Source organism: Trichocoleus desertorum AS-A10 (assembly GCF_039962155.1).
Classification (GTDB): Bacteria; Cyanobacteriota; Cyanobacteriia; order FACHB-46; family FACHB-46; genus Trichocoleus.
The window spans coordinates 1-17,594 of sequence record NZ_JAMPKN010000056.1 but is presented as its reverse complement, the minus strand read 5'-3'; the positions used below and the strand labels follow the sequence as shown (position 1 = coordinate 17,594).

Here is a 17,594-nt window from a genome sequence, read left to right as displayed (position 1 = left end):
TCTTATCCTCTGACGCAGTAACGATGCGTTTGCCATCGGGGCTAAACTGGGCCGCATAGACATAGGCTTCATGGCCTGCGAGTTTGGCAATTTCCTGACCGCTCTGGGCATCCCATACTCGTGCTGTCTTGTCCGAGGACACAGCAACGATGCGTTTGCCATCAGGGCTAAACTGGGCCCTAAAGATACCGGATTCATGGCCTGCGAGTTTGGCAATTTCCTGACCGCTCTGGGCATCCCATACTCGTGCTGTCTTGTCATCTGACGCAGTAACGATGCGTTTGCCATCAGGGCTAAACTGGGCCGCATAGACATAGGCTTCATGGCCTGCGAGTTTGGCAATTTCCTGACCGCTCTGGGCATCCCATACTCGTGCTGTCTTGTCCTTTGACGCAGTGACGATGCGCTTGCCATCAGGGCTAAACTGGGCCCTAAAGATACCGGATTCATGGCCTGCGAGTTTGGCAATTTCCTGACCACTCTGGGCATCCCACACCCATGCTGTCTTGTCATCTGACGCAGTGACGATGCGCTTGCCATCGGGGCTAAACTGCGCCTCTCTGATAGTGGACCTATGCGCTAACAGCGTTTGATGTTGCCACGGCTGGATGGCTCTGTTTTTAACTCGATCCAACGTTGTCTGAAGGGCATAGATAGGGCTAGCAGCAAAACCTGCTTGGCCTTTGGTATGAAACAAATTACGGGCACGCTCCCCTACTCGCATCGCATCCACCAAACCCCGCAACTGTTCGAATTTAGTGCGATTCAATGCTGCTACTCCGTCTTTTTCCAGGCTGTTCACCTGCAAAATTGTCGCTTGGCTATCTTGAGCTTGGTTTAGCTCAACCTTTGCTTGGTTTAGATTGCCCTGAGTCGTTGCTAACTGGGCTTGGGCTGTCTTTACCTGGACTAGTGCCGCTAGCTCCGCCTGTTCTGCCTGGGCTTTCCCCTGGTTGACCTGCTCCAGTTGTCTCTTCGCCTGCTGTACTTGTTGCTTCGCCTGTTGATATTGCTGACGAGCACTTTGTTCTTTTGTCCGTGCTTGTTGGTACTTACGCTCTGCTTCCTGTGCTTCGGTTTCTGCCGTTGCTGCCTGGGTCAGCGTTGCCTGTAAATTGGCATCCAGCTTGACCTTATCTGCCATAAGCTGTGTTTTGTCTGTTTCTAACCGATCCTTATCCGCCACAAGTTGCATTTTGTCTGTTTCTAACCGATCCTTGTCCTGTCTTGCTTCTTTCACTTCCTGCAAAGCAATATCGCGATCGGCCCCAGCCTTAATGGATGTCGGTATCGTAACCCCCGCTACTACCAAAGCCACTACTGCCCCTACCAAACTGAATAAATTACGCCGATTTGCCTTCCGGGTTGCTGCCGTCAAGATTTGATTCGCTTCTTGCTCCGTAGCCAGTCGGGCCTGCACATCTCGCTTCTCCAGCTCCTGGCTGGCATCCAAAAAGCGTCGATCGTCATCCCCCAAGCTTTTCCCTTCAGCCCAAGTTCGGGCATCCTGCAATGCCTGCCCTCGCAACAACCGTGACTCATCCTGGCATCCTGATACGAGCCAAGCCGCGATCGCTCCTCCATAGGGTCTTAACTCCGCCAGCGATCGCTCCAGCCAATTTCGATCAAACACCTGCTCATAAATGCGGTTGTAAACGCGCAGTTTGCCATCCCGCTTCACCACCAACCCCGTCAGTCGCAACTCCACTTGTTCTGGGCTGTCATCCGCCGCAATCTTTCCCTGTTGCAAAATCTGCTGATACAACCCCAGCAACCGTCCGGTGCGTTGTTCACCACTAAGTAAGAGGCGATCGCGAATTGTCTTCAGGTGGGGTGGAATATCCTGTGTCTCCCAGTTATCGATGACTTTGGTTTGTACTAACTGCTCAACCCATTGGCTCTCTCGCCCTGCCAATGGTTCAGAATCTGCCACTTGAGCCAACTTACACAGCTTTTGCGTTAAAAAAGGCTGCCCCCCGGTCCAGTCCAAGATCGCTTGTAATAACACCTCCGGATGGCTTGTTTTTGCAACAAGTCCGAGCATTAGCGGTTGTGCTTCTGACCACTGAAACCCTGTTAGATCAACAGGTCGCCCAATATTGAACGGAGTAATTTGCTTGTTCTGAATCAAGTCCGATGGTGTTGCCACCCCAAACAGCGCAAACGTTAGACGACGATACTCTGGCTCATCCGCCCGCCGGTTATAACTTTCCCGCAGTGCCCCGAAGAAGTCATCCCGGAACGGTAAGCTTAGAGTCAGGTCAACCTCATCAATGAAAATCACGATCGGTTGAGGTACAGAAGGCAGCACTAGCGATTCCAGGAACTCGACAAACCTCTGGACATACGAAAGGCGAGGTTGTTCTGTCCACCAAGTATTCAGATCGAATTGCCGATGCAAGCCTAGCGATCGGGCAATGCGGCTGATTATACCGAAATACCATTGTTCCTCCGTCGCCGAAGTGCCAATTCCCTGTAAGTCTACTGCCGCGCAGGCAATCCCTTCACCCCGCAATCGCTGAAGCGTCCGCACTTTCAAGCTTGATTTTCCCATCTGACGGGCATTCAGCACATAGCAAAACTGCCCTGCTTTCAACCCTTCATAAAGCTCATCATCAGCTTTCCGCTTCACGTAGGTCGGCGCATCCATTAGTAGCGCACCTCCCTCGCTCTGGTAGTCGTAGGGTACTAAAGGCGTATCGTTCATCGACTACCCCCTAACACATCCTGGAAATAGTTGCGGTATAGGTTGCACAGCGGTACCACCTCATTCCCCTGAAATCGCACCAAGCCCATGTTCGCTAACTTAGAAGCCTGGGCGATCGGTAGCTGCACTGGGTGATCGAACGCAACCACCTGCCTCATCGCCACATCCAGTTGCCGCTCCTGCAAATTTCCCAAGTGCCGCTTTAGGTGGGCGGCAAACATGCCTGCTTGGGTGGGAGCAACCTGCAAAAATTGAGCTAATGTCAGCGAGCCCGAGGCAATTTGCTGAAGTGCGACTCGTGCTAAATAGGGCTGTCCACCCACCATTGCCATTAGCGAATCCAGCTCCGCTTCTGCCCATGCCAACCCATACCGTTGCACAAGATCGTTTAACTGTGCCCGATTTAACGGAGGTAACTCAATTGGTACTCCTACATTAAATGGCGATTGGTTAATATTCAGCGGAATGTAGACTTCTTCTGAATGGGTAATTACCAGCCGCAGGTTACACCACACGGGATTAATTTTCGCTTCCTCATGCCACGAGCGCAGCAGTCCAAAAAAGTCACCAGCGACTTGTGGATGCTTGAAGACTTCATCCACTTCATCTAGGCACAATACCAGCGGCGCATTGATTTCTTCTAATAAATAAAGTTCAAAGTAATCCGTGCATTTGTCCGTACTGGCGGAAACGCTCTGCCAATACTCCACCACTTTATCTTGAAGCCGCAATTTAGCAGTCACGCGCCGACACAACCATCGCAAAAAGGCATCCAAACTGGAAAAGGGTTCTTCACCAGCCTGCTGCAACTGTAACCACACCGCTCGACATCCCTGCTTGCTTGCGTGGTCAAAGATTCGGATCGTCAATGAAGATTTACCCATCTGCCGTGGAGCTTTGACGCGGATGAGCGCTCCTGGTTTAACGATCGCCGCATAGCAACGGGATTCAGCCGGCGGACGTTCTGTATAAAACGGTGAATCAAGTGGTACTTGGCCGCCCGTTTCTTCTAGCTCCCCTACAGCAGCCTTAGATAAAGGAGAAACAGCAGATGAGTCAGGTAAAGTCTCTTCATGAAATTCAGCCGAGCATTCAGGAGGTGACAGAGAACCTTTTTCCTGCACTTCCACTTCTGGCTTCACAGTTATATGCTCCAAAACTGGGGTTAAATACTCCGGAATCCCCGCCATCCGAATGCCTTTACAGCCTTCTTTATAGGCACGTTCGATCGAAAGCCCTGCCCCTAGAGCATCGTAAAAACCCACCGCAAATTCCAGCGCTGCTTTATCCCCCACCTCCTGATTCATGCCGATCACGTAGGGAACATGCTGGGCGATCGCCTTGGCTTGCACCTCTGAGTAACATGCATTTAGTAGGACGCATTCGATCTGATCCGCATCTTCAAACAGTCCAATTAGTGCATCCGAGGTCAGCAACTCAGCTTGCCCAAGCTCATTTTCAATTAACAGCCCTGGCTCTCCAGCACCATGTCCCGAAAAGTGGACAATTTGGGGAGCATAGTCGAGCATTGCTCTCCGAACATCTCGACGCCGAGTCGCCCACTGAGGCTTCAAATCGAACCGACTTCGGTTCTTTGAGCCCTTCAGTGCTTCACTCACATCCCGAAATTCTTCATCAAGGCGCAACTTCGCCGAATTCTTAGGGTTTGTTGCCAGGAAGAGAATTGTCCTTTTCTTGCGTGCCGAAGTGCTACTCATAAGGAATCAGACAATTGGGATAGTGGGTGGACAATGCTGCCCGCTTCGGTATTTCCAACAATCTATACGCTTCTAGAAACCCTTGCAGCAAATAACACAATCTGGTTACCTTTTTTAGCAATCCAAGGGTTCTGTCACTAGAACTTTAAAGTTCTTTGCTGTTAAGTAGCTTCCAATAGTTTCCATTGATACAGACTTGCATTCGTCTAGCTAAGATCGATGTTCTCTTACCTCTGTACAGTGCTTTTCAAGCAGTTCTACTATCGTCAGTGATTGCTGCTGCTTCTGAAATCGTTGACACATAAGTTGCAAATACCCGAAAATTTGCAGCTAGACAGTTTACTATGCAAGTGCTTCTCTTAAAAATTTCTATAAGGACTGACGAACTGTACTAGACTTTTTCAACGTTTAATACAGAAGCTAGGCATGGTTTTGACGTTGTCTCGTGCCAAATCTTAAGTCCTTCTCAGTAAGCTCAGAATTATGATTATTACGATCGCAAGTTTCAAAGGTGGTGTTGGCAAGACAACCACAGCCCTGCATTTGGCTGAGTATCTGGGTAAGCGCCGGAAGGGCAGCAAAGTCATTTTGTTAGATGGAGACCCTAACCGAAGCGCACTGAGCTGGTATGAGCGTGGTCAGCAGAGAGCAGCATTTACTGTGATGGATGGTGATGAGGAACCAGCGGCCTTTGATCATCTGGTTGTTGACACTCCTGCCCGCACTGATCCCACTGAACTTTTACCCCTGGCTTCTGCTAGCGATTTGCTGATCATCCCTTCTGAGATTTCTATATTCTCGTTAGAAGCCACCATTGCTACTGTTAGTACTTTGCGATCGCTGTCTGGCGAGCAGTACCGAATCTTGCTAACCATGCTGCCCAGTCGTGGTCTTAAAAGGGAGTTGAATGCCAGAGAAGCACTTAACGAGGCAGGATTAAAGGTGTTTAATACGGGTATTAAAGCTAGAACTGTTTATCAAGATTCCGCGTTAGAGGGTTTGCCAGTTGCAGATTTGCGCGGTGATGCTGCTGCTGCTGCATGGAGTGACTATCAAGCATTGGGTAAAGAAATCTGGAAGGGTTGGGGAACAAAATGAGCGTCAGTAAGTTGACTGGGGCGTTGGCGATCGCCAAGAGCAGAAGTGTGGATACCTTGTCATCAACTTCTACTTTGGCTCTGGATAACATCACAGACCGAGTGGATGGTGATACCCGTCCACTGAATCCTGCCCATATCGAAGCATTAGCCGATAGCATTGCGATCGTAGGGTTGATTGCTCCCATTGCAGTTGATAGTCGAGGGAGGCTATTAGCAGGAGGGCATCGGCGGGCCGCGATCGCATTACTACGGGAGCACGACCCAGAAGCCTACGCTAAACAGTTTCCTAGCGGACAAGTTCCAATCCGTCGCTACGATTTCGATAGTGAAACTGAACCAGACAAAGCGCTGGCAATTGAAGCTACTGAAAATGAGAAGCGTAGGGACTACACACCTGCTGAAGTCAGGATGATCGCAGATCGGTTGAGGGCAGTAGGCTACAGGGATGCGCCTGGCAAGCCGAAGAAGGGGGAAAAAGCCTTACGCCCTGCTTTGGAGTTAATCATTGGCAAGTCCATTAGGCAGGTGAGACGGTATCTAAATGATACTCCTGATGCCTCTGCTGACAGTAGTGAGCAAAACCAGGACAACCAAACCCGGACAGACGTCCTAGTTTTGAATCGGGCGCTAGTTAGCTTACAAAAATGGGCCACTTTCGCTAATGAATATGATGAACCAGGTACGGCTGTTAAAGGTTTACAAAGCCGTGTGAAGCGGATGATGCGCGATATTGAGAAGGCGATCGCCGAGTTGGAGGATGAATAGGCACCAGAATTAGTGCGAAAGATTTGTGAGCTATGACAGACGCGGAAGCACAAGCATTGGCCATTCTCGATGCTTTGACAAAAGCCTCGTTCTCCGAATGTGTGCCGATTAGTAGAGACTTTGCCGAGCTAAGTACAAGGCCAGGTATTTATGCAGTGAGGCACCGCACCGAGGGCTTGCTGTATGTAGGCAAAGCCCAAGATATTAAGGAACGCTTCAGAGGTGGACACAAATCTCTGATCTGGTCATGGCTAGCAGATTATGACCATAGAGACGTGGCGATCGCAACCCATGCTATCGACTTCATGCAATGGCGAGCGCTATCATCGGAGCTAGAACGTATTATTCTTCAAGCTAGCAAACCGCCATTTAATGCTCGTATACCTATGAGGGACTAGCAATGCCGCCGATTGCCGAACAAGAAACGACAGAGCATCTCAGTCCAGTTGTGGCTCGTATGATTTTGGTGGCGCTACCGGACCATATTAGAGAAGCCTTTGAGCGACGAGCGGCTGAAATTGAGTACCCTGTAGAAGCTGTATTGGAAATGGCACTGGCTGGCTTCCTGGATGGTGAGTGCCTAAATTTTTCTGATTGCAAACCTCGTTATTAAGCTTGCGCTCTATTTTTGTACGCCTTAGAATTCCTAGAGCTTGATTTTTGATTATTGAGCCTAATTATTGAAACAATTGGTAGTCAGCTGTGCTAGGGGACAAGATTACGGGTGGTATAGCTTTGAAGCGATCGCTCTACGTGAAGCGCTGAATGCGCCGCAAGCCCAGTTTCAGGCAGCCTTATACCCAGGTGTTTTGTACTGTGCTTTTTAACCTTTGGCATAGCCGTTGGGAGTGAGTTACGCTATGGGCTAGATTGAGCCATGCTTTCCCTTCTCAACCCTAACCAAAGCACGTGGAATCCGATAACGATCGCCCTCAGGCAGACCACCAAGAATCGGCAGATAAGAATAATGTGCCTCAAGCGAGCGATCGCGTGTCTTCTACATCAGACACTACGTCTTCAATTGCTCCGACGACTCAGAATGTTCAGGGCGATCGCAACCAGGTAATCGCTCATATGTCGGATAGTATAGCGATCGCTAATGTTGAAACTCTGAATCAAATTACTCAGAATCTACCGCGAACGCCAGAGTCAGCCCGGTATTCTTTGCCTCGTGATGCGGCTGATTTCACTGGGCGCGAGTCTGAGATCCAGCAGATCGAAATTGATTTGAGTGCTGAATGGGTGGTGGCGATTGCAGGCATGCCAGGGGTGGGTAAATCAGCTTTAGCCGTGCGGGTGGCGCATCGACTCAAAAAACAGTTTGGCGAGGGTCAGATTTATCTCAATCTGCGGGGAACCGATACGCAACCTCTGACCGTGGAGTCAGCCTTGGAGAGCCTGTTAAGGGCGTTGGGGGTTGATCCTGCCCAAATACCTGCAGAACAGGCAGACAAAGTTGCGCTATATCGATCGCATATTGCTCAAACACCGACTTTAGTGTTGCTTGACAATGCCTCAGATATCTATCAGGTTGAGGAACTGCTACCGGGTGCAGGAGCTTGCTTGGTTACTAGCCGGCGACAGTTGGATGGGCTAGCGGGAGTGAAGCATTTCAATCTGGAAGCACTACCGGAAGCTCAGGCGTTGGTATTGCTCCAAAAAGTACTATTACCGGAGCGTATACAGGCAGAGATTGATGCTGCTCAGCAAATTGTGAAGCACTGCGGGCGATTGCCGTTAGCCCTGCGGATTGCCGCCGCTACCCTGACCATGCGCTCCTGGCAGGGGAAACGACTGGCAGACTATGCCCAGCAGTTAGCCGACCAACGGCAACGCTTGGATCAGCTGAAGCTAGAGAACCTAGATATCCGAGCTAGCTTTGAGCTGAGCTACCGAGAACTTGATCCAGCATCGGCGCATCTACTGGGGTGGTTGGGGCTGTTGCCAGGGGACTTTGGTACTGACATTCTCATTCCTCTAACCGAAGAGCCAGCCGAATTAGTGCAGACAGCGTTGGCAGCCTTAGTAGATGGGCGGCTAGTAGACCCGCTAATGATTGCTGCACCAGGGGAGCGCTATATTTTGCACGATTTGATGCGGTTGTTTGCCCTGGAGAAGCTAGAGACTCAGGCAGAGTTAGTGGCAGTGCAGTCGGCAAAGGTGCGGCTGGTACAGTGGTGTGGGGAACAAGCAGATACTTGGGAGAATGCTCTGAATCCAAAGCGACGACGGCAGTGGGCAGAAGTTTTGGCTGAAAACTGGGCGACGGAAGAGACTGAAAATCTTGGGATATCAGCCGCAGATCTGGAACCCAGGTTACTCCAATCCGCATTGATTTGGTTCGAAGCAAAGCGAGAGATACTGGTGCAAGCATTCACTTGGGCAACCGAAACTCAACAGTGGCAAGCGTCAGTAGCACTGGCAGCAAATCTAGCTTCTTTTTTCACCCTGCGAGGGTACTGGGGGGATTGGGTAAGCACTCATCGGCAAGCCCTTACCGCTGCCCAGCAAGCAGACGACCCCCAGGGCGAAGGACAAACGCTCAACAACTTGGGCTTGGTGTACCAGTCACAGGGGAAGTGGAGTGAGGCAATCGCCTGCTATGAGCAAGCCTTGCAGATCAAACGGGCGATTGAGGATGTGCAGGGCGAAGGACAAACGCTCAACAACTTGGGCTTGGTGTACGAGCCGCAGGGGAAGTGGAGTGAGGCGATCGAGTGCTATGAGCAAGCCTTGCAAACCTTTCGGACACTCGGCCATGTTCATGGCGAAGGAGCTTCTCTCAACAACTTGAGCTCGGTGTACCAGTCGCAGGGGAAATGGAGTGAGGCGATCGAGTGCTATGAGCAAGCCTTGCAAACCTTTCGGACGATTGGGGATGTTCATGGCGAAGGAGCTTCTCTCAACAACTTGGGCTCGGTGTACCAGTCGCAGGGGAAGTGGAGTGAGGCGATCGAGTGCTATGAGCAAGCCTTGCAAACCTTTCGGGCGATTGGGGATGTTCATGGCGAAGGAAAAAGCTTCAACAACTTTGGCTTGGTGTACGACTCTCAGGGGAAGTGGAGTGAGGCGATCGAATGCTATGAGCAAGCCTTGCAAACCTTTCGGACGATTGGGGATGTCCAGGGCGAAGGACAAACGCTCAACAACTTTGGCTTGGTGTACGACTCTCAGGAGAAGTGGAGTGAGGCGATCGAATGCTATGAGCAAGCCTTGCAAACCTTTCGGACGATTGGGGATGTCCAGGGCGAAGGACAAACGCTCAACAACTTTGGCTCGGTGTACGACTCTCAGGAGAAGTGGAGTGAGGCGATCGAATGCTATGAGCAATCGCTGCAGATCAAACGGGCGATCGGGGATGTCCACGGTGAGGGACGATCCTTGATGAATCTAGGAACTTTACAGCAAAAGCAAGGACGCCTGATCCAGGCAAGTGAGTATTGGCAAGATGCCCTCACCAAGCTGCATCCAGACTCGCCAGAGTACAGGCAGTTGTACACCATGCTGCATCCCAACAGACGCATCATTCTTTCCGCCATTGGAATGTTGTTGTTAGGAGCGATCGCTCTAACCTTTGTTGTGTCCAATCTGCTAGCAGGGCGTTGGCTAGTGGCGCTGGTCATTCTATTTGTGACTATAACTGCCTGGTTCATGCTGAAGGCAATTCAGCGTAGAGGATGACTGGCAATCAGTTCATGAACCTTAAGAGGGTCTGTAGTTGTGTGCGATCTTGCGACTGCTAGGTGACGGTGAGTTACGCTAAGAACGATGCCTGCTGCGTCTTCCCTAGTATCGATGCTGTAGATTCGCCGCTCATCTGAATAATAGATCAATCTTGGTTGTAATTTGAGGAGATGCTCATGGACCCCGCTACCCTAACAGCGTTTCTCGCTCCCTTCCTCCCCGCTTTGATGAAGTTAGGCGGCAAGGTTCTGGAGGGTGCTGCTGCAAAGTCTGGAGAGACAGCAGGTACAAAGTTAACCGAAAAGGCGCTAGACAAAGCCAAAGCTATTTGGGAGAAGCTACATCCGAAAGTGGAGGCAAAGGAATCTGCGAAAGAAGCGGTCGAGGATGTGGCAAAAGCACCGGATGATGCAGACTCACAAGCAGCATTACGGGTGCAGCTCAAGAAGATTCTAGAAGCTGACCCAGATTTAGCAGCAGCGATCGCCAAGATCATGGAAGAAGATGCTCCAGATGGCACACCTGGGACACAAATTGTGCAGCATGTGACTGGCAACCAGAACCAGGTGATTGGTCAAGTGACAGGTGGTACGGTATTTGGCAACGTCAAAGGCGATGTGACTCTGTAGTGATGGAGTTACAGGCTTGTGTCAACTGATTCTGGTTCTTCAGACGAAAGCTTGCCGGTTCAGCAGGATGTGACGGGAGATCGCAACCAAATCATTGGTCAAGCGGTCAGCAGCACGATTGTGAACGTCACGGGTGGCGGGCAGATCACCATCTACCAGTCCCAGCTCGAGCGTTCCTTAAAAGCTGAGTCTGAGCCTTCCTCTACCATCGGCCCCAACCCTTACAAGGGATTGATGGCGTTTCAGGAGACCGATGGCGATCGCTTCTTTGGGCGAGAGAAGCAAATTGAGCAACTTTGGAATAAGCTGCGGGAGTTGCATGAAGAGCAGACTGCTGTGCAATTTCTTCCCATCTATGGCCCCTCAGGGTCAGGGAAGTCTTCCCGAGTACGAGCAGGGCTAATTCCAGAACTAGCAAGGCACCCGCTACCAGGATACGCTCGGGCAAGGGTGGCAGTGCTAGTGCCTGGAACGCATCCTTTAGAAGCACTAGCAACGGTTTTGGCCCGAGTCGCAACGGATGATCAAACCCCCGTTGCTAAAACTCGTGAGTTTGCTGGGGAACTCGAACAGGCAAACCAAAACAGCGAGTATGACGGACTGCGGCGGATTGCGGATGTCCTGCCAGATATTGCCCTCTCACCGCTGATTGTGCTGGTGGATCAATTTGAGGAGGTGTATACCCTCTGCACTGACCCAATGGAGCGCGATCGCTTTATCGGAAACCTGATGTGTGCAGCATCAGAGCGTTCTAAACGAGTGTCTGTCATTGTTACGTTGCGCAGTGACTTTTTGGAAGAGACTCAGAAGCATCCGGAGTTGAATGCCCTGTTTGCCGAGCAGGGGTTCTTGGTGCGAGCGATGAACGAAGCGGAGTTACGGCAAGCGATCGCCAAACCTGCTGAACTTGCAGGTTATCCGCTAGACATGGCAACTACTGACTTGTTGATCAAAGACACTGAAGGACGAGAGGGAGCTTTACCCTTGCTGCAGTTTGCCCTAGAACGCATCTGGGAAGGACTAGCAGAGGGCAATCAACCTGCTGAAACCTTGAAGGCGATCGGTGGAGTGGGGGGTGCCCTGGCGGGAGAGGCACAGCGGATTTATCAGCGGTTGAATGATGAAGAACAGGAGATCGCCCGTCGCGTATTTCTAGGGTTAGTGCAATTGGGAGAAGGTACGAAAGATACTCGTCGTCGGGTGCGCTTTGACAGTTTAGTATCGTATCAAAATCAGCCGGAGCAGGTGAAACGGGTGATTCAATTGTTCTCTGCTCCAGGTGCCCGCCTGATTACCCTGGCTGCTGCGGGCAATACAGAAACCGCAGAAGTGAGCCATGAAGCGCTCTTCGATCACTGGCAGCAGCTTCAGACCTGGGTAGAGGGTAGCCGCAGTGATATTCGGTTTCAACGTCGCTTGGATGAAGCGGTACGTTACTGGGATGAGCAGGGGCGACCAGAAGGAAATCTGTGGCGATCGCCAGATCTAGATTTGTTGAAGCAGTATCAGCAACGATCGGGCGATGACATGACGCCATTACAAATAGCATTTTTTGGGGCATCTAAGCAGGCGGAGGAAAACCGGGGGCAGAAAGAGCGAGCAGATCAGGTGTTTAAAGAACAAGCAATTCAAGCTCAGAAAAAGGCAATCGAATTTCAAAGACGGGCACTTTGGAGTTTAGGTGCACTTCTAATTGTGGCGGTTGGATTAGCTGTCTTTGCCGCCTACCAGTTGCAACAGGCACAACGGCAACGGGTAGAACAATTGGCAGCTACTTCTAAAGTACTGCTACCAACGCAACCCGTAGAGGGAGCCATTAATGCAATAGCAGCAGTCGGACTGAGCCAAGCTCCTCTGGTTCAGTTTCTCTATTATCTTTTACCAGTTTCAGTGCATTCATCAGTCTTGGAATCCGTTCAGCTTAGCCAAGAACAGTCTCAACTCCAACATGAGGATGCGGTCATTTCTGCGGCCTTCAGTCCGGATGGCAACATGATAGTCAGTGGTAGTCGGGACAAGACGGTGGGTTGTGTCGCAAAAAACCAGTCAATGGTAAAGTAAGCGGACTCAAACTTCCCTTCTTACCCTGTGATGTCTACTCCTGCTCTGTTTAAGTGGCGGCACTTTCTGCCATGGATGATTGCCCCCCAAGTTTGCAAAATCTCCACCGCTTGGGTTTGGCATTTGATTTCATTCTTTTAAGTGCTGTCTGGATGCATGTTCCGCCGACTGAGCGATCGCGAGCTTTTCGCAAAGTTATCACGCTGCTAAAGCTCGGTGGGCCATTGGCGATTACCCTACGACGGCATGGCCCTGCTGCAGCACAGCAGCAAATTTATGAAAGCGATTGCGGTTGAAGCATGATCAACAGGTGTCGGAGTGGATACCGACTTCCAATGAGTAGGGATGAAATGCTTCGTTGACGCTATATGTTGGAGCCTGGGACGAATCTTGATAGCCATTGCCTTGGAGCTTAGCTAAATGAGATCAGAACTGCTTCTCATAGACCCAAAATTCACCTCCTGCAACAGCGCCATAGCCTGCTTGCTCTAGCGCCGTGAGCAAGGGGTTGGTCTTAGGAAAGAAACCGCTGACTTTGGAGTATTGGAGGTGGTGTGCCAAATACTGCATCTGTCTCAACACAACAGGAAGATCATCAACAGGGCCTCCGATGAACCCGACCCATAAGGTTGAATCAGCACTCTCCAAGGGACTTTGAATTAGCAGGCCCTGTAACTGATGGCTCTGCCAATACCCCCAAACTTTCCCACTGCCTAATCGCTTGTGCAACTGCTCAAGCGTGAGCGTTTGCCATTTGGCACCTCGACAGACAAAAAGCGGCGACGATTCATGACTTTGCTGGAGCCATTGCCAAACCGCTTCGAAATCACTTTCGTACATTGGGCTGAGTTGCTCCATCGGTGCCGCGATCGCCGCTGCAGAATACTTAAGATAGCAGGCAACAGGTTGATATCCCCGTCGCTGGACAGTGTCTGGCATAGCCCTGTTCCAGGTGGCAACACAGCAGCGAACAGTGGTAATGTCCCTAGTCTCGAAGTAGCGATCGATCTCAGGGTCCAAGAGACGAACCAGACCTCGCCCCCGATACTGTGGATCGACCCGTAAGGCCTCCCACCATCCTTCGTGTTTTGCCAGTTGCACCACTCGCGTCATGGCAACTGGCTGGCCTTTCAACGTGGCTACTAGGATCTGCCCAGAAGAATCTGTCATCCACTGATCCCACACAGCCGCGATATAGTCTTCTGTATCTGGCCAAGTGTGCTGACAGAAGTTCAACACCACAGTTTTATCGCTCCATTGAGCTGGACGGACAATCATGTTTTCCTGCTCCATATCAGCTGAACTCCTCAATGGATGACAAACCGACAATCGGCCTTTGATATTGTCTGGCTCCCGGCCATAGCGCTGTTACAGCCCATGTAACAGTCGTTATTATAGAATCGGTTTTGCGAGCATTAGCTTTCTGAGCTCTGCTGCCTGGTCGGAGGAACCTCACACAACTCTATCCTTCCTAAAGCCTGCGCTTGATTTTGAGGGGAGACCATTGGCTTGTCTGTTGGGCTCAACCATTGTCCCAGCGAATGATAGTAGAGTGGAATTTGCCAGAGGAGCATCCCGTAGCTCGCACGCCCATTCCTTCGGTGCGAGCGTTAAATTGCTTACGACAGGTCTTACACAGATATTTTTGAACAGAGGTGCCGTCTTGTAGTGTCAGCTTGCCGTTTTTAACAACCTGCTGGTTTTGATAATCTAGGCAGTGCATAAGCTGAAGTCCTCTCACTGCAACTGATTCTATTCATCATTCGCTAGAAGACTAGTCCCACTTTAGTCAAATTGCCAATTGCTCTATCTGCTCTAAAAGCTTTTTAAGCTTGGCTACTTTCTCTACATCTGTCCAGACTTTCGCCTTGTCCATCTGACGCAATGCAGTCTTAAACCGCGCTTTTAGGTCCGTATTGAAATTTTCTACAGCTTCTTCTGTTGGAGTAAGTAAGGCCTTAACTTGTTGTTTGACTTCGTTGAGAGATAATCGCTGGTTGATAGCTTTTTCTAGTAACACTATTCGATCTTCAGAATTTTTCAGTTTAGCTATTTCGATTGCCTTCGTATAGTCAATCCGCGAAGATCGAATAGCCTGTAGAATTTCAGACGGTTTTTTGAGCAAAGGTAGTCTTGTGGCGACAAATGACTGCCAAGTTAGCAAGCCACGAGCTGTAAAAAACTCTTCAACGATTACTGCATTTTCATTACCCAACGCATTTTGGGTAATTTTTCCTTTAGCCTGGTTGTCCATCTTATAGAGGAGCGAAATTACCTCTTCTCGCTCCATGCCCAGTTTCTTTGAGAGAAGATTTAGAGTGATGTCTAGTTCTTCTAATTTGGAGAAGTCGCGTCGCCTATCATTTTCATCAAATGCAGCAGCGTATGCTTCGTCATTGTTCCAATTAAAAACTTTGATAGGAATATCTGTAATTCCAACCAATTCACAACCTGTTAATCGCCGCAGTCCTGCAACTAGTTCGTACTCACTAGGCTTATTAGGTATTGGGCGAGTCCATAGAGCAGTACGTACCCCATTGGGTTTGAGGTCTGTCTCTGCCCATTCCTTTAATTCATTTTGGTCGTAGTAGTAGCGAACAGGCTTGCGATCGGGAGTGAAGGAAAATGTCTTGTGAATTTTGGCAATGGGAACAATAATTTCGCTGCCAAACTCTGCTGCTTCAGAATCATGAAGTGGTTGACTTTGCGATGGCGGAGTTGAAGTATCTGTATTATCTCCAAAAACAAAGCTCTCTAGCCCTGGAGAAGGGTTCTCTTTATACGCTTGCTTTAGCGTTCTCCTACCTTTACTTACCATTGAAAATCTTTAGTGCTTCTGTAAACAACGATTCGTACAATTTCGCGGCATCTTTAGCTGGCTTGCCTGTCATTCCAAAAACAGTGTTTGCCTGTCCAGGGGCATCCTTGAAAACCTGGCGATCATAAATGATCGTTTTCATCAAAGGAATATCAGGTTCATCTTTAAGTGCCTCTTGAGCTTCTTTGAGAAGAACAGTATTACTCTTAACTTGAGTCATATAGATAGCCGCTTTTGGCAGATCTCCCCTTAACTCTCGGACTTGCCGAATTAATCTTAAGATATCTCCAGAGCTTCTTAGCTCCACGATCGACTCCCGACAAGGAATTAGCGCCAGATGACACCTTGCTAGGATTGCTTTAGTAATCTCATTCGACTTCGCTGGGCCATCAACAACCACCAGATCACATTCCTGGGTTAGCCTATGCAGCTTATCAAACAAATCTTCCGGATTAATAATCGCCAGTGACGACAGCTTAAGGTTGGGGGAAGTTTCCTTTAGTTCCGCTATCCATTGAGAGCTACTTTGTTGGGCATCAGCATCAACTAGAATGACTGATTTCCCCTTGCGAGCAAAGCGATCGGCGGCATGGACAGCACCCGTTGATTTGCCCACACCACCTTTCTGATTCACAAAAGCAATAATCTGTGGGGTTTGCATACGCTTCATGCTTGAGTGTTTTTATCATACTGCTGAAAAATGTACTTACTGATTTTACCCAAAGCGCATTGGGTAAAATTCTTTGAAGTTTACTTAATCCGCTTTGGGTAAATCAGAAATCGGGTAGGAGATGGGCAGATTGCACTAAAATTACGTTTTCCAATCTTTTCTGTCTCAGCGTGCCCTAAGGAGCGATCGCCAGGGTTGAAATTGAAATGTAACGAAGATTGGGCAGCTAATAATTCATTTGTCACATGCTCACTTGTCTCGTTATCACTTTACCGACAGTAGGTAGGCTAGTGTTGAACTAATACAACACGATCAACCTTTCGAATCTAGAGGAGCCATCAATACCTGGCTGCTTGGGCTTAAAGTTGCAGGACTACTGAGATACTTTTTTCCGTGATTGATAACACCCCCCCAGACAATAGCTATTCCCGTGGACACAATCCCAAATCCCAGAAGAACCTTAACCGAGAGGGGAGACAACCTCTACATGGAGAACCGAAGAAAGATCGGTTTGTTCGAGCTACGACAGACGGATGGGAAGGATTTAAGGAAGTGGCTCAGGGTTTAGGAATATCAGCTTCTGAACTAGTTGAGCAGATCGGCAGAGGCGAACTGATCGTAAGCCGTAAGCAAGAGCTATATGAACCAATCGACCAATAAAATCTAGTCCAGCAATCCCTAAAACCCATCCTTACTAAGTTATGGGTTTTTTAAGTTGTATTAATGCTCTTGATAAACTAGTTATTTCTACATTAGCCAGGTTATTATAGAAATGTGAGGGATAGGAAATGGAGCACCATGAAGGCTGCCGACAGGGCAAGGGTGCCGAAGTCTGAAGTCTAGAGCGTAGCGCCACCGATAAAATTTCTTATTTCTACCAATCAAAGGCACCCGCCTAACGCCAACCAAAGCGGGTATCCGACTCACAACGGAGCAATTTAATTATGGCTTTTATTGACGATTGCCTAGTGGATGAACGTAACGAACGCACTCAGGAAGCTTTATATGAACATTTCCTAGAAGGCAAAATTGCTGCTGCTTTTGGCAGACTGCCAGAGTATAACGATGAAACATATCTGGAAGGATATGTAGCCGTAGTTAAGGAGCTACCTGCTGATCCCAAAACCAAAAAAATTCAGAATTATAGTCCTCGAAAACAATTCGCCTTTGGTTGGATGGACGGTAACCCAGAATACCAAGACCAGTTCGGTGAGTTCTAGAGCCTTGGGGACAGGCCTCATGACTATCCCAGTTTACGTATTTTTGTTGTCTCAACTTTCGGCTCTCCAATAATTCTCTTACCCAAAATGCATTGGGTAATTCAGAAACTGGTAGTGCTACACAGGTAATGATGCATTGTAGTGATGGATGAAGTACCAAATCGCACTAATGTGATTCTCCAGTGACTTGGAAAAGGATAAGCTTTTGCGCACTAATCGAGA

At 49.4% G+C, this 17,594-nt stretch carries 17 protein-coding genes and 1 pseudogene; 11 read left to right on the top strand and 7 right to left on the bottom strand.

Annotated elements, in window-relative coordinates:
- Positions 1-2,707: AAA-like domain-containing protein (locus NDA01_RS28020; protein ID WP_348230607.1), on the bottom strand; the 2,707-nt coding region annotated here is incomplete at its 3' end.
- Complete coding sequence (locus tag NDA01_RS28015; RefSeq protein ID WP_348230606.1) at positions 2,704-4,425, bottom strand: AAA-like domain-containing protein; 1,722 nt, start codon at positions 4,423-4,425, stop codon at positions 2,704-2,706. The genes NDA01_RS28015 and NDA01_RS28020, both read right to left, overlap by 4 nt.
- Positions 4,426-4,908: 483 nt before the next feature.
- On the opposite strand from NDA01_RS28015, the gene NDA01_RS28010 reads away from it, so the two are divergent.
- The 9 genes from NDA01_RS28010 to NDA01_RS27970 all read left to right on the top strand — a co-directional run bounded on the left by NDA01_RS28010 (position 4,909) and on the right by NDA01_RS27970 (position 12,960).
- On the top strand, positions 4,909-5,523 hold the full coding sequence (locus NDA01_RS28010) for a nucleotide-binding protein (protein WP_348230605.1): 615 nt from the start codon (positions 4,909-4,911) through the stop codon (positions 5,521-5,523).
- A complete protein-coding gene (locus NDA01_RS28005) occupies positions 5,520-6,290 on the top strand; it encodes a ParB/RepB/Spo0J family partition protein (protein ID WP_348230604.1) in 771 nt (256 codons plus the stop codon). Before NDA01_RS28010 ends, NDA01_RS28005 begins: the two co-directional genes overlap by 4 nt.
- A 32-nt stretch (positions 6,291-6,322) precedes the next feature.
- On the top strand, positions 6,323-6,688 hold the full coding sequence (locus NDA01_RS28000) for a GIY-YIG nuclease family protein (protein ID WP_348230603.1): 366 nt from the start codon (positions 6,323-6,325) through the stop codon (positions 6,686-6,688).
- A gap of 2 nt (positions 6,689-6,690) precedes the next feature.
- The gene (locus NDA01_RS27995) at positions 6,691-6,903 is read left to right on the top strand and encodes a hypothetical protein (RefSeq protein WP_348230602.1); all 213 of its coding nucleotides are present in this window, start codon (positions 6,691-6,693) and stop codon (positions 6,901-6,903) included.
- Between the two features lie 67 nt (positions 6,904-6,970).
- The gene (locus NDA01_RS27990) at positions 6,971-7,117 is read left to right on the top strand and encodes a hypothetical protein (RefSeq protein WP_348230601.1); all 147 of its coding nucleotides are present in this window, start codon (positions 6,971-6,973) and stop codon (positions 7,115-7,117) included.
- A gap of 82 nt (positions 7,118-7,199) precedes the next feature.
- The gene (locus NDA01_RS27985) at positions 7,200-9,971 is read left to right on the top strand and encodes a tetratricopeptide repeat protein (protein ID WP_348230600.1); all 2,772 of its coding nucleotides are present in this window, start codon (positions 7,200-7,202) and stop codon (positions 9,969-9,971) included.
- A gap of 179 nt (positions 9,972-10,150) precedes the next feature.
- Positions 10,151-10,603, top strand: a complete 453-nt coding sequence (locus NDA01_RS27980) for a hypothetical protein (protein WP_348230599.1) — start codon at positions 10,151-10,153, stop codon at positions 10,601-10,603.
- 18 nt (positions 10,604-10,621) lie between these two features.
- On the top strand, positions 10,622-12,664 hold the full coding sequence (locus tag NDA01_RS27975; RefSeq protein ID WP_348230598.1) for an nSTAND1 domain-containing NTPase: 2,043 nt from the start codon (positions 10,622-10,624) through the stop codon (positions 12,662-12,664).
- Positions 12,665-12,735: 71 nt separating this feature from the next.
- On the top strand, positions 12,736-12,960 hold the full coding sequence (locus tag NDA01_RS27970; RefSeq protein WP_348230597.1) for a class I SAM-dependent methyltransferase: 225 nt from the start codon (positions 12,736-12,738) through the stop codon (positions 12,958-12,960).
- Positions 12,961-13,090: 130 nt separating this feature from the next.
- On the opposite strand, the gene NDA01_RS27965 is transcribed toward NDA01_RS27970, so the two are convergent.
- The 4 genes from NDA01_RS27965 to NDA01_RS27950 form a co-directional block, all read right to left on the bottom strand.
- Complete coding sequence (locus NDA01_RS27965; protein ID WP_348230596.1) at positions 13,091-13,957, bottom strand: GNAT family N-acetyltransferase; 867 nt, start codon at positions 13,955-13,957, stop codon at positions 13,091-13,093.
- 229 nt (positions 13,958-14,186) lie between these two features.
- Positions 14,187-14,387 carry a hypothetical protein gene (locus NDA01_RS27960; protein WP_190551176.1) on the bottom strand — a complete coding sequence of 67 codons (201 nt, stop codon included), beginning with the start codon at positions 14,385-14,387 and terminating at the stop codon, positions 14,187-14,189.
- Between the two features lie 66 nt (positions 14,388-14,453).
- Positions 14,454-15,482 carry a ParB/RepB/Spo0J family partition protein gene (locus tag NDA01_RS27955; protein ID WP_190551178.1) on the bottom strand — a complete coding sequence of 343 codons (1,029 nt, stop codon included), beginning with the start codon at positions 15,480-15,482 and terminating at the stop codon, positions 14,454-14,456.
- Positions 15,472-16,143 (bottom strand): AAA family ATPase, encoded by a 672-nt coding sequence (locus NDA01_RS27950; RefSeq protein ID WP_190551180.1) that lies wholly within the window; start codon positions 16,141-16,143, stop codon positions 15,472-15,474. The genes NDA01_RS27955 and NDA01_RS27950 overlap by 11 nt, the downstream gene beginning before the upstream one ends.
- A 402-nt stretch (positions 16,144-16,545) precedes the next feature.
- On the opposite strand from NDA01_RS27950, the gene NDA01_RS27945 reads away from it, so the two are divergent.
- Both NDA01_RS27945 and NDA01_RS27940 read left to right on the top strand, forming a co-directional pair.
- Complete coding sequence (locus tag NDA01_RS27945) at positions 16,546-16,812, top strand: hypothetical protein (RefSeq protein WP_190551182.1); 267 nt, start codon at positions 16,546-16,548, stop codon at positions 16,810-16,812.
- Between the two features lie 284 nt (positions 16,813-17,096).
- On the top strand, positions 17,097-17,372 hold the full coding sequence (locus tag NDA01_RS27940) for a hypothetical protein (RefSeq protein WP_348230595.1): 276 nt from the start codon (positions 17,097-17,099) through the stop codon (positions 17,370-17,372).
- Positions 17,373-17,489: 117 nt separating this feature from the next.
- On the opposite strand, the pseudogene NDA01_RS27935 reads toward NDA01_RS27940, so the two are convergent.
- Positions 17,490-17,594, bottom strand: a pseudogene (locus NDA01_RS27935) (IS1 family transposase); the annotation flags it as partial.

Bases quoted from the DNA above. Each gene is read 5' to 3' on its own strand.
- NDA01_RS28015 (WP_348230606.1), bottom strand. From the start codon at position 4,425: ATGAGTAGCACTTCGGCACGCAAGAAAAGGACAATTCTCTTCCTGGCA.
- NDA01_RS28010 (WP_348230605.1), top strand. From the start codon at position 4,909: ATGATTATTACGATCGCAAGTTTCAAAGGTGGTGTTGGCAAGACAACC.
- NDA01_RS28005 (WP_348230604.1), top strand. From the start codon at position 5,520: ATGAGCGTCAGTAAGTTGACTGGGGCGTTGGCGATCGCCAAGAGCAGA.
- NDA01_RS28000 (WP_348230603.1), top strand. From the start codon at position 6,323: ATGACAGACGCGGAAGCACAAGCATTGGCCATTCTCGATGCTTTGACA.
- NDA01_RS27995 (WP_348230602.1), top strand. From the start codon at position 6,691: ATGCCGCCGATTGCCGAACAAGAAACGACAGAGCATCTCAGTCCAGTT.
- NDA01_RS27980 (WP_348230599.1), top strand. From the start codon at position 10,151: ATGGACCCCGCTACCCTAACAGCGTTTCTCGCTCCCTTCCTCCCCGCT.
- NDA01_RS27970 (WP_348230597.1), top strand. From the start codon at position 12,736: ATGGATGATTGCCCCCCAAGTTTGCAAAATCTCCACCGCTTGGGTTTG.
- NDA01_RS27965 (WP_348230596.1), bottom strand. From the start codon at position 13,957: ATGGAGCAGGAAAACATGATTGTCCGTCCAGCTCAATGGAGCGATAAA.
- NDA01_RS27960 (WP_190551176.1), bottom strand. From the start codon at position 14,387: ATGCACTGCCTAGATTATCAAAACCAGCAGGTTGTTAAAAACGGCAAG.
- NDA01_RS27955 (WP_190551178.1), bottom strand. From the start codon at position 15,482: ATGGTAAGTAAAGGTAGGAGAACGCTAAAGCAAGCGTATAAAGAGAAC.
- NDA01_RS27950 (WP_190551180.1), bottom strand. From the start codon at position 16,143: ATGCAAACCCCACAGATTATTGCTTTTGTGAATCAGAAAGGTGGTGTG.
- NDA01_RS27940 (WP_348230595.1), top strand. From the start codon at position 17,097: ATGGCTTTTATTGACGATTGCCTAGTGGATGAACGTAACGAACGCACT.